At 45.2% G+C, this 12155-nt stretch carries 10 protein-coding genes, 1 tRNA gene and 2 pseudogenes; 1 reads left to right on the plus strand and 12 read right to left on the minus strand.

Features of this window, described 5'->3' with window-relative positions; genetic code table 11:
- Nucleotides 1-255: 255 nt before the first annotated feature.
- The 5 genes from FHN83_RS01205 to FHN83_RS01220 form a co-directional block, all read right to left on the minus strand.
- Nucleotides 256-1074 (minus strand): abortive infection family protein, encoded by an 819-nt coding sequence (locus tag FHN83_RS01205; RefSeq protein WP_008786707.1) that lies wholly within the window; start codon nt 1072-1074, stop codon nt 256-258.
- Between the two features lie 636 nt (nt 1075-1710).
- Nucleotides 1711-1837 (minus strand) — tRNA-OTHER (locus tag FHN83_RS28110).
- Complete coding sequence (locus FHN83_RS01210) at nt 1823-2653, minus strand: hypothetical protein (RefSeq protein WP_008786708.1); 831 nt, start codon at nt 2651-2653, stop codon at nt 1823-1825. Before FHN83_RS01210 ends, FHN83_RS28110 begins: the two co-directional genes overlap by 15 nt.
- 134 nt (nt 2654-2787) lie before the next feature.
- Nucleotides 2788-3426: a DUF2913 family protein gene (locus FHN83_RS01215; RefSeq protein WP_008786709.1), complete on the minus strand. Its 639-nt coding sequence runs from the start codon at nt 3424-3426 to the stop codon at nt 2788-2790.
- 173 nt (nt 3427-3599) lie between these two features.
- Complete coding sequence (locus tag FHN83_RS01220) at nt 3600-4511, minus strand: VasL domain-containing protein (RefSeq protein ID WP_226856280.1); 912 nt, start codon at nt 4509-4511, stop codon at nt 3600-3602.
- Between the two features lie 148 nt (nt 4512-4659).
- Here FHN83_RS01220 and FHN83_RS01225 point away from each other — a divergent pair.
- Nucleotides 4660-5690: pseudogene (locus FHN83_RS01225) on the plus strand (IS630-like element ISEc33 family transposase).
- Between the two features lie 23 nt (nt 5691-5713).
- Here FHN83_RS01225 and FHN83_RS01230 read toward each other — a convergent pair.
- The 7 genes and pseudogenes from FHN83_RS01230 to FHN83_RS01260 all read right to left on the minus strand — a co-directional run.
- Nucleotides 5714-6100 (minus strand): annotated as a pseudogene (locus FHN83_RS01230) (type VI secretion system ImpA family N-terminal domain-containing protein); the annotation flags it as partial.
- Between the two features lie 34 nt (nt 6101-6134).
- Nucleotides 6135-6584 carry a type VI secretion system baseplate subunit TssE gene (gene tssE / locus FHN83_RS01235; RefSeq protein ID WP_008786711.1) on the minus strand — a complete coding sequence of 150 codons (450 nt, stop codon included), beginning with the start codon at nt 6582-6584 and terminating at the stop codon, nt 6135-6137.
- A gap of 212 nt (nt 6585-6796) precedes the next feature.
- Nucleotides 6797-8254 (minus strand): type VI secretion system contractile sheath large subunit, encoded by a 1458-nt coding sequence (tssC, locus tag FHN83_RS01240; protein ID WP_008786712.1) that lies wholly within the window; start codon nt 8252-8254, stop codon nt 6797-6799.
- A gap of 35 nt (nt 8255-8289) precedes the next feature.
- Complete coding sequence (tssB, locus tag FHN83_RS01245; protein WP_047748139.1) at nt 8290-8787, minus strand: type VI secretion system contractile sheath small subunit; 498 nt, start codon at nt 8785-8787, stop codon at nt 8290-8292.
- 213 nt (nt 8788-9000) lie between these two features.
- Nucleotides 9001-10208, minus strand: a protein-coding gene (locus tag FHN83_RS01250; protein ID WP_087776199.1) for an IS3 family transposase whose coding sequence is annotated in 2 segments (ribosomal slippage) — nt 9001-9887 and nt 9887-10208 — 1209 coding nt in all. Because the reading frame shifts where the segments join, the coding sequence is not laid out codon by codon here.
- Nucleotides 10209-10582: 374 nt separating this feature from the next.
- Complete coding sequence (locus FHN83_RS01255; protein ID WP_058687698.1) at nt 10583-11497, minus strand: hypothetical protein; 915 nt, start codon at nt 11495-11497, stop codon at nt 10583-10585.
- A gap of 2 nt (nt 11498-11499) precedes the next feature.
- Nucleotides 11500-12015 (minus strand): thermonuclease family protein, encoded by a 516-nt coding sequence (locus FHN83_RS01260; protein WP_058687699.1) that lies wholly within the window; start codon nt 12013-12015, stop codon nt 11500-11502.
- Nucleotides 12016-12155: the final 140 nt, after the last annotated feature.

Here is a 12155-nt window from a genome sequence, read left to right on the forward strand (position 1 = left end):
AGTTGCTCATTTTTACATGAAATACGCACTAATGAATGCGTTTTGAGTGATTGCAGGAAGGCACCTAAAACCTAATAAAATAGCCCAGCCATAAGGCTCAGGCACACGTCCAGAACATAAATCCCGGTCGCAGACCCTGGTTTGTTTGAGGCAAGTTCAAAGCGGTAGAATCGACCATCAGTGCTACAAAGAACTGGGTACACTAAAATTTAAGAGCAATGAATCCGGCCATTGTTAATCTAAGTGCCAGTATGATTAAAATTTACTCGCATGGATAACATCCATTATAAATACAACTAAAGTATGAGATGCATTAACTGCGAGTCTAGCTTCGGCAACTACTATCTGCGGAGGATTTTGACCACGCCCATGAGCACTCCCTATATGTGACCGGAATGCGCCAATACCGTCGATTAGTGATGAAATTCCTTTTAAAATTTTGTGCTGGTCACCCGCTAAAGTGGGATCGGAATTAAGGTCCAAGTCTGGCTGTACGACAGACCAAAGTGGTGCAACATTCAATTTTTGTGGCATAGGTAAATTGAATTTTTCTATGTAGCATTTTAATGCAGATTCAATTATAGCGCATGCGGCAGTGACTGATGCATGTGGATCGGTTTGAATATTCTCCACTGCACGAAGAAACTCATTTTCAATGGATGAATAGTCACCAGACTTTAGATAATCCTCTAACGTCTTAGAAATCGGAGTAGACCCAGACTTAGTTATAAATCCATTGAGTCTGTAGACTAATTGGTTCTTGGATAAAGCATCAATTATTCTTTTTTGTCCACTTTCGACTGTAGACCCAGCTCCTGCCCTAGAGAATGAATTTGGAGGTAAATCCATATATTTTTGGATAATTATCCCCAGTACTGAAATTGCATCTACTGAGTCATCTTCATTGCAAGCTTTAAGCCAATTGCTGCATTTTGTTTCACAGTTTCCTAGAGGCACCTCACCAGGTGCGCCCGATTCCATAAACAGTGAATTTAAAGTTGAATGGCTAAAATAATGCTCACCCAGTACTGAAGACACCGCGCCAATTACATTGTTAGGTATTTTATTATTCATTCTTTCCTACGGGATTATTCTATTGTTAATTTCAATTAATTATTATAACCGAAAAATGAGGTACGATAAATGCCTGGTTTTTTACATAACCACATTGGCAAGCTGTTCCTGATAATTAATGCTCTGGACAAGTCCGATTGTCAGGTGGGGTTTGAGTACCTGGGCAGTCATATGACCGCCCAGGATTTGTTTAGAGATAGCCGAGGTACTTCGTAACAAGAGTCAAAAGACCAGTAATGGACACAATGACCGCCGCTACATCCACTTTTATCTCAATTTTCAGATCGATATTCATCGCTTATGCTCTGATATGATCTGGGGCCCCAGACACGTAATATCTGGCGTATTTATACTGCCGCAGCCTTGGACAGTTCGTGGTTTACATAACCGGTATTGTTCCCACGTTCCGAGTTTCCTGAAACGCTCTTTAACCCTCACCATCAGCCCTGCCAATGATAAGTTTGCCCACAGGGCAGTCTCCGAACGTCTTTTCGACCCATCAGCAACTTATGCCTAAGTCACCGGAGGCGTGCGAGCCACACATTGAACATTACAGATCTATTAGCAGCTTGTCACCGGGTGAAGATGTAAAGGTTTTGTATTAGTTCGAAGAAGAGGTTTTGATCATGAAAAGATTGGTGGCTGGCGAGGACTCGAACCTCACATCCCCTTCCAATAGATTCAGTACCTAAACCTATTGGAAGGCCCTTCAAAATTGCTTATGAAGGGACCCAGGGAGCTCTACCAACTAAGCTAACCAGCCATTAAATGCATTCCGGATTCTATCAACCTCATCTTTATCTTGCAAGTAATTGTTGATTAATGTCTTTGTGATTGCATTGTCTTTACGAGGACCAGTAAGGTGTTTATATTTTATGCAAAGTGATTTTGCGATTTTTTCAATGTCCAACATTTTTTGGCAGATATGGTGGGCGACCTGTTGGCATACCTGAGAATACAGAATTACATCACGTATTGTTAATTCAGCTTCTTTATTAACTTCATGCTTGTATTTTTTACGCATTTTAATTAAGTCAGATTCTGAAAACATTTCTTCCCAAAGATTAGTGTTTTCTCGGCTATGTGCGTTAATATTACGAACAAGTCTAAAGTAATCCAATAATTTTAAATCAAGTTCATCTATGTAAATTGACAACTCATTATGGTTTAATTTAGGATGCGTAATCTTACCATTTATTTTGTTCACATGAGCATGGTGAATTGCTCTACGTAGTATGTCTACATTATCAATATTGAATGACCGTTCATCACTATATATTTTTTTTGACAAGGAAATGTAGTCTTTCAAAAATGATTCTAGGCAGCTATATATAAATGCAATGTGACTTTGTGTTACGTAGAGAGATGTTTTGTAAATCTCTAAATGTGCAACTTTTAGTTTTGCATTTTTATGCTTTTTAGTTACGTCTTCAATTCGATTAATGTTAATGCGGCCAGATTCATCTTTGCAAAGGAGTTCCTTTACTGCTACATCAATCAGAATTAAATGTGGGTTTACTGTCCCTAAAAGTTTTCTGAATTTTGTCTCAATAGATCGTGGCTGCATATCTTCTGTCATAGGTAACGCCTCCTGTGTTGAGATTGATTTTATAAAATACACGGCAAAGATTAACTATCACTTTGATAGTCAGAGACCGTTTAAGCGAGTTGTGGGCTAAAGATAAATTATTAATGGTCTGAATCCTCAGGCCATTAATATTCAACGATATCTTGCTTCACGGAACTTAAATCAATCTCTGGCTGTAAAATCAGGACAGTATAACCCATACTCACAGGCAATTTCTCAGTTTTGAGCCCGCACTGCTCCAATAATGGAAATATCCCGTCTGGAACGCCAGTTACACGCACCTCAAGTGGCAATATAAGATTTCCTGATTCTGTAAATGAGCTATGGAGTTGAGATTTCTGTGTATACACAGCCGATACATCTGTACCGCATTTCCAACCATCCTGCCACTCGGTATCGGATAATAGGTGATCCTGCCAGCCCATTGAACGTAGCGTGTCAATCATGCAGGTGAATCTAAACAGCGTGCTCTGATTGGCTAACTCACCAGAGCTTGCCAGCCAGATATACTCCACCTTGCTGTAAAGCCGTGCTGATGGCCCTTTCAGTTTCCCTTGTTCCTGTAACCAGATTATGTCAGGCGCCAGAGATTTAGGAAAAACCTTGCGTTTCTGAGCTGTTGAAAGCCACTGCATTATGAACATGTGTGTTTGAAGAGACGTGAGAGATCTTCCCTCTTTCCGTGCAAGCTTTACCGCTACGATGATGCACCAGGCGAGATGAGCTAGTTCAGTATCAGGGCGCTTAGTAGTTAGCTCAGTCAATACTTTCTCCACGACTGTTAAGGAAAATTTTAAGGCCGGAGATTATCATGAAATTGGTTGTTGGCGAACCGGCGAAATGAGGTCAAGTTTCGAGTTTCGAAGTAGGTAGGGATGAGGTGTATGAAGCCAAACCGGCGCGTCTTCATCATTACCTGGTATGTCTAACCCAAAATCTATTTTTGGTTGTTTGACGTGGCCATGATGTAGGAGTTATTCAGTTGCCTGAGCTGTAGATCTGCCCGGTTGAGCAGGTCTCGGGACAGCGGTTGATCCTGCGGGGAATTTTGCAGTTGCCGGATTAATTCTTCAACTGGCACGCTTTCGTTTAAGGACTTTGATATAGAGAACACAGCCGTTTTAAGCTCACTAACGGTCAGGTATTTGCCCTTCTTCTCATCGAGTTGATTAAGTCTGTCCTGAAGCGTCTGAAGCTCAGATACTCCCCTGTACCAACCTGAGATGGTGGCATTGGGCAAACTGTTGGCTTGCAGCTTTGATCGCCAGTCCGCCGACAACTCCTCTGCAAATTTGGCGTTAGGGTAAAGATGGCGAGTTTGTTCTACCAACTGATTACCGTATTGCAATGGCCAATACGGTGAAAGAGTGCTCAGTTCGTTCAGACGGGAAGTTAATTGTTTGGCGTAGGTATCACTGGATTCAAGCCACGTCGGAGCGTCCTGGCGTAGCTGATCGACAGCCGGAAGAGGCATGCTGGTCGGTAAAGCTGCGAGAGAGTTGTTCAACGCATCTTCTCCGGGGTGGCTGAATACTATTGGCGTGAAAATATAGGTGACTATGCCCAGTACGGCAGCTGTTAAAATACCGCCGAAATAAGCCACTAATGGAGTGACCCTTGAGGCTGATTTTCTGATTACTTCAACTTCAACTGCTGGTTCAGAATTCACCACATATACCCAGCGCTGACTATTCTGCCTTTCTGCCTTAACCGGTAGTGCTACGTCAGTTAGATTGCTATCCGTCTGGCTTGACGTGACATCACTATTTTCCAGCCTGATAATTGTGTTTTGCAGCATCTGACGAAGCGGCTCAAAACCACTTGCTCTGTGCAGTTCGAGCCGTTGCAAGGCTTCACCAGTTGAGCTCAAAAGCCTTATTCCCTGGTTCAGGCCTAAATAGCTGCGCGGAATAGTAGATCACTGAAAGGGAACTCAGCCCGGATTGCGCGATCTGATCATTCGCCAAACCAACCAAAACCACCAACCGGACTGAGCGATGCCGATCATAGCACCAATACCCCGTGGCGAACGACGCCTGATGCAGAAAGCTATTCATAAAACGCGCGATAAAAATCATGCCCGCAGACTCACGGCCATGCTGATGCTTCATCGGGGTGAACGGGTCAGCGATGTTGCCAGAACTCTCTGTTGTGCCCGTTCATCCGTTGGTCGCTGGATTAACTGGTTTACGCACTCAGGTATTGAAGGCCTGAAATCCTTACCCGCAGGGCGCTCCCGACGCTGGCCTTTTGAACATATCTGCACCCTGTTACGTGAGCTGATAAAGCATTCTCCCGGCGATTTTGGTTATCAACGTTCACGCTGGAGCACCGAATTACTGGCAATAAAAATCAATGAGATAACCGGTTGCCAGTTACATGCAGGAACCGTTCGCCGCTGGTTGCCATCTGCGGGGCTTGTATGGCGCAGGGCCGCGCCAACTCTGCGCATCCGTGACCCACATAAAGATGAAAAGATGGCGGTAATCCACAAAGCGCTGGATGAATGCAACGCAGAGCATCCGGTATTTTATGAAGATGAAGTGGATATTCACCTTAATCCTAAAATCGGTGCGGACTGGCAGTTGCGCGGACAGCAGAAACGGGTAGTGACGCCGGGGCAGAACGAAAAATACTATCTGGCCGGCGCACTGCACAGTGGCACGGGTAAAGTCAGCTACGTGGGCGGCAACAGCAAAGTTCAGCGCTGTTTATCGCTCTGCTGAAGCACCTGAAAGCCACTTACCGGCGGGCGAAAACAATCACGCTGATCGTTGATAACTACATTATCCATAAAAGCCGCGAAACACAGCGCTGGTTGAAAGCAAATCCCAAGTTCAGGGTAATTTACCAGCCGGTTTACTCGCCGTGGGTGAATCATGTGGAACGGCTATGGCAGGCACTTCATGACACGATAACCCGTAATCATCAGTGCCGCTCAATGTGGCAGTTACTGAAAAAGGTCCGCCATTTTATGGAAACCGCCAGCCCATTCCCCGGAGGAAAACATGGTCAGGCAAAAGTGTAGCGGTATTAGGCGCAGCTATTTAGTAAATCCGCCCTATGGAGGGATAAAGTCCGGAACAGCTGCTGAAGACGCTTACTCAGGCTGCTGAGTATTTCTATTCTGGCATGTGCAGAAGCGGGCCACATTGCTGACCATTGATAGCGTATCAGGGCATCCAGAATCGCCATACCTTCATTGAAACCCTGTATACCTGCCTGTTGTGCCCTTGCCAAGGTATACCACGCCGCCGTCTGAAGCTCGACCCCATTGATATCGAAAAGGTTTAACGCCAGTTTTTCAACATTCCCCCAGTTCACATCCGGACGGGCAGGATGGGTGAGTTTAGCTAGTTCTTCACGTAATGATGAATAATCAGGCATTGAGCGCGGATCGTTTCCAGTCTTAAGATGGCGTTCGGTAGTGTAGGACATTGTGAAATCCGTATCGAATGAGGGTATGAGTTGATTAGATAAATTGATGGTTTTCCAGATGCTGCTGTTGTTTCAAGTGCCTGATCATCACTTTTCCCTCTGGCATAAACTCGGTCCCATACCGTACAAGTCCAATACCTCTCAGTTCCGCATCGATGGCGTAACGCAACTCACCTGGTACTTGCTGTTCAAGTAGGGTCACATTGAGTGACTGCAAACGAGGTTCATACTTGAGCAGGACACCGGCCAGCATTTCGATCAGCTCGTGGGCTGTCCCGGGCATGCCTTGCAGAATTTTGGTCATATCCGGCAAACCATAATCTGGTAGATGGGATACGGTACCGGCCCGGGCGTTCAAAATTCGCTGGATGTTATCCAGTACAGATAAAATGACCGGGTCTTCTTCGTTTACAACTTCAAGGGGAAGATCTCCTGTAAAGTTGCCAGTAAGAATTTCATATAATGAAGGTGATTTTCGGTCCATATTGATTTTTTTCCACACTCTATGCTGGTAATGGATAAGGCAAATCAATTTCGGGTGCGTCTGGTAACCAACGGCCTGATTTTTTCATTAAATACCCCAAAATCTCATCATTAGTTAAATTGACGTCAGACATTGAATCAATTTTGAACCAGTATTCAGGATAGTAGAATAGGTCTGAGGCACGTGGCTCTGAGAAATTCAACTCTATCAGGCTAAGAGCATAACCTTGTATCCTCGATGTCTTCAACGATGACTTTGGCATCGCGAAGCGGGTGTGAAGCCTGGAGATCATCGCCCGGATCGGTCATCTCGGTCACCAGACCTTTCACCCAGGTATTGAGCTCCAGCTCAAGCAGGCGACGGTCTTTGGTGGTACCGATATTTTCACGCTGGATGAGCTTCAGGTAGTGCGCGATACGTGACAACAGGAAGATGTATGGCAGACGGGAATTGATGCGGCTGTTGGCGGTCGCATCCGCAGTGTCGTACAACGCAGGCTTCTGGGCGGAGTTTGCGCTAAAGAAACAGGAATAATCTCTGTTTTTATAATAGCTTAGCGGAATGAATCCCAGATTCGAGAATTCAAACTCACGGGTTTCCGGTATCATCACTTCGGACGGGATTTTTACCTGATTACCGGTACCGAGGTCGTACAGATGGATAGGCAGATCCTGAACTGCACCGCCAGCCTGAGGGCCACGAATCTGGACGCACCAGCCATTATTGATAAAACTTTTCACCATATTGGCAGCAAAGGCAAAGGATGCATTCGTCCATAAATACTTCTCGTGATCAGGTCCCTTCACTTCCTCCACATAATTGAAACTGCGCACCGGGACGGTATCCGGACCATACGGCAAACGGCCCAACACACGTGGCATAGTCAGCCCAATGTAGCGGGAGTCCTCAGAGTCACGGAACGCTTTCCATTTGATATATTCAGCTCTGTCAAAATAGTTACCGATGTCTTTGATGGCCGCGACTTCTTCCATGCTGGATTTATGGAAGAATTTTGGTCCTACAGAACCAATAAACGGCATATGAGCGGCAGCTGAAACTTTTGATATATTACGGAGTAACGCTACATCCTGAGCGGAGGAATCGAACTCATACGACGAAATGATTGCGGCAATGGGCTCTCCGCCCGGTTGATCGTATTCCATCGAATAAGTATGGTGATAAAGACCGCTCTGGATAATCTCCGGAGCGTCTTCAAAATCCTGACGCAGATCGTCTTTAGAAACATCAAGTATTTCTATTTTTACATTCTGGCGGAAATCTGTGCGATCAACCGTGTGCTTAAGCCCGCGCCAGAGTGATTCTACGCGTTGAAACTCCGGGTGGTGCATAACTTCATCGAGCTGGCGACTGATTTGATAATCAAGCTCTGCGATATGCGAATCAAGCAATGATTTATCAAGCTTCTCAACTTTTTGGCCTGATTTTGAAATAACCTGCATAAAAACCTGAATGGCTGCGGTCACTCGCTCATCTGCCGAGGCATCGGCCATGACGCTGTCGTCTTGATATTCAGTAATGTCACCCAGGCGAGAAACTGGATTCAGATTAATTTTTTCAAACAGCGAGGCATACACGCTGTCTGGGTTATTCTCAAGTACAGTAGTGTTCCCCTGCACCGATTGTGTTTCAGTATTCACAGACATCAGCATCCTCTCTGTTAATCCATTAAAAAAACATTTTGCTGTTATTCGGCGGGTGCAAGGGCATTCAGCTCTTGTCTTAATTCTTCGCTCAGAGCCGGGTCTTTCAGTATGGTTTCAAGAGATCTGCGGAACTCGGCGTTATCCAGGAGGTTAGACTTTAGGTCTCTAAGGAGATTGCGCATGGCTAACATGGCACGAAGTTGAGGAATTTGCTTTGCTATTGCTTCAGGCTCGAAATCTTTCATTTCAGAAAAGCTGAGTTTGATATTTTCTTCAGAACCATCACCTCTCAGGGTGTTAGCAACATCAATGCTGACCTCTGGGTTAAGCTCGGACAGAACGCTATTAAAGTTGTTTTTGGAAATATTTAACTTACTGCGTTCAGAAAGCGGGAGGGTTTCTTTGCCGTTACTGAAGTCTCCCAACGCGAGAAGTTTTAAGGGCAACTCGACTTTCTTTTGGGCGGAACCCGTGTGCAGGTCAAGCTGGATGTTGACACGTGCTTTTGGCACTTCATTCTGGAAGCTGGAATCTGCCATATCATTCCCTTTGTTGGACAGTGGTGATAGTTACCACAAGGTATCTTTACAAAGCGATGATAGAACATATTGCTCACATAGATCAACTTTGCAGATCAAAGATCTGCAATTGGAATTTTATTAAGAGTTTTCCTCTGTTTTGTAACAGGGTGCACCTCTAGGAATTGGGGAAAAAGTGATCTTGACCCGCCATTTCCGGACAGCTTTTGTATCTTAAGTTAACGATGCCCGCTGCCGCCGGTATTCTCTCGGAGAGTGATATCCCAGCGCACTATGCGGGTGATTTTCATTGTAATGCGTGAACGCCGCTGCAAGGTTTCGCAGGGCTGTTCTCACATCCGGTTTCGGCATGAACGCGATATAGTCTTCCTTCATCGTCTTCACGAACCGTTCGGCCATGCCATTGCTCTGCGGGCTGCTCACCGCTGTTGTACATGGCTCCAGATTCAGCTCTTTGGCGAACCTCCGCGTTTCATGCGCGGTATATGCTGAACCGTTGTCCGTCAGCCACTGCACCGCTGTGTCGGGCAGCCTGTCGCCGAAGCGCTTTTCCACCGACCTCAGCATCACATCCTGCACGGTCGAACTGTCATAGCCTCCCGTGCTTGCTGCCCAGTCTATGGCCTCACGGTCGCAGCAGTCCAGCGCGAACGTTACCCGCAGTTTTTCGCCGTTGTCGCAGCCGAACTCGAAGCCATCTGAACACCAGCGCATATCGCTTTCTGCCACCGCTATCTTGCCCTTATGTTCACGCTTCGGTCGCTCTGGTTTGTGATGCAACAACAACAGGTTATGCTCGCTCATTATCCTGTAAAGCCGTTTGGCATTCACAGGTGGCTGTCCCTCTGTGCGACGTTGCTTGCGCAGGATGCCCCACACGCGTCGATAACCATAACTCGGCATATCGCTGATAATGTTGAGGATAGCCGACAGTATTTCTGCGTCTGCTTCTTCATTACGCCGGTTACAGCGCCTGTCCTGCCAGTCGGCAGAACGGTTAATCCGCAGTGACAGTTGCGCACGCGACACGCCCATGGTCCGGCTGACCATGGCTATTCCCCGTCCTTTGGCAACAAGGGCGCGTGCGCTATCCATTTTCGCGACTGACCGTACTCCACGGCTTCTTTCAGGATCTCAACTTCCATCGTCTTCTTGCCCAGAAGGCGCTGAAGCTCCCGGACCTGCTTCAGAGCAGCAGTAAGCTCAGAAGCAGGAACGACTTCCTCTCCAGCCGCAACGGCGGTGAGGCTGCCTTCCTGATATTGCTTCTTCCACTTAAACAGCAGGCTGGGCTGGATACCATGCAGGCGGGCGACATGGGAGACATTCATACCCGGCTCCATCGTCTGCTGGATAATGGCGATCTTCTCCTGAGGAGTTTTACGTTTACGGACTTCTTGCCCTAACAGGATCCCGGTCATCTCAAAATTGGTGTTAGTGTTAGACATATATTCAAGCCTATCTCTTATCTGGAGATACAGCTACTGTCTGGTGTTTCAGGGGGCTACATCAGAATTGGGGAAAAAGTTGTTTTGTTAACTGCTTATGTCGTCATTTGCAGGGCTATTAACTATAAGTAACTGTCCTGATGGTTGAATGTTGCATATGTGATCTTTTATTGACTTAGATCAATGCAATTGGTGTGGTCCCCACCTGGTGCGGATGTGTGCATTTGTACTGATAACTAACTGTAACAGTTACATTTTTTGTTACATGTCGGTGTGATGAAAAGTCCGAAAACTGACTTATAGGAAAAACATTTTAAGTAATGGAGTGGGCTTTATTTTAAAGATAATTAAGTGTTAAGAGTTGTCTGTCTAACTACCCATGGGTTTTGGCGAACAAAATCACGTACTCCACTTATACATGCGCTTGAGATGATGTCAAAATTCGGGTGATTTGATGAGACCATATTCCCGGTATTATCAAGAAGCATAATAGTACCCAAAGACCGAACCAGTTGATATTCATTAAACTTATGCTTTAGCATAGTTTGTAATCTATAAATTGTTTCACCTGAACTGTTACCTTCTATACCTACAACGGAAACAGTGCAGTTAAGTTCCGCACTATCAGATTGATTGTCGTACCAGAAATTATCGTTATAATTGGTTTTCTTTGCTAAGTCGAGTTTACCAGGCCATTTTACCCAAGCAGAAGAATTATTTTTTGACCGGAAGATTTGCTTCAACTGTTCTATTGGTGCGATCTGTTCAACAGACCATGAAGAATTAAATTCGTTAAGCAATAACTCTGGATCAATAACAGCAATAAAATCAAATTCCTCTTTAGTAATAGAGCTAGCTCGATCTTTAAGATAAAAAAGGCCCAGTTTATAACCCTTGTCACTTTTCCAGTTTGCCCCTACAGGCTGATAGTCTGTATTTATAAATGGCTTAAATGTGTGTGTATCAGGAGAAAAAATCACTGATGGTGCCAGAGTTCGCCCTCGGTTTCGGATTGGACTTACATAAATTTTTTCTCCATCACTTAACATTTCTATGATTGCTTTTGTCACAACTACTGAAATAGAAGGAACACATTTAGTTTGATTTTCGTGCCCGACATGCGACAACCTTCCATCCTCACTCTTCAGTACCTTTGCAAGGCAAGTCGGGCAATACTGTTGGTCTCTATCATGAACAGGCATAGCAAGACGACCGGAATCGTTAAGTACCAACTGAAGTAACGGATGATCCTCTTTCATCATGGTCATTTCTTCTCTTTCACCTTTCTGGGCTTTTCGTTTAACTGTCTCCATTGCCATGGAGGGACAGGGTTGGGGTCTGCCCATAACCCCTTTGCATCCTTGCGTGCTGCGGATTCATACTTGAGGTAGCTCGGGACAATGGCGTTATCTTCGAACCGATATACCCACGCATATCCGCTGTCCACCATAGAAGCGTTAATGTCATAACCATCTAACCAAATGGTCCCTAACATTCGGCCATAGATATCTACACCATGGTCGTTCACGGTAATGATTTTGGTTGCAATAGCTGTGGTTAAGGCCTGCTTTGCTTTTTGCCCAAAAGCTTGTTTGGATTCAGGAGCGTCTATACCATACATCCGTATTTTGATGGTTGTATTTTGAGCATCCAGCGCAGTTATGGTGTCACCGTCAACAATCTTAACCACCTTTGCCTCAAATGTTGTTGAGTTCCCCCAGGACGCCGCAGGGAATACAACGATCATGATTGGCAAAAGTAACTTTTTTAGATAACCCATCATTTCACCTGAATTTGTTGAGTGCAGACATGTATACACAAGGCAATTCACAGGCACTATTTTAACAAGTCATAAATTCCTGGACGGGCTAAAAACATATCATTTTGCAACTTAAAGCCAGAAAAATCACAATGAATTTA

Origin of the sequence: Leclercia adecarboxylata (assembly GCF_006171285.1) — a bacterium.
GTDB lineage: Bacteria > Pseudomonadota > Gammaproteobacteria > Enterobacterales > Enterobacteriaceae > Enterobacter > Enterobacter barmai.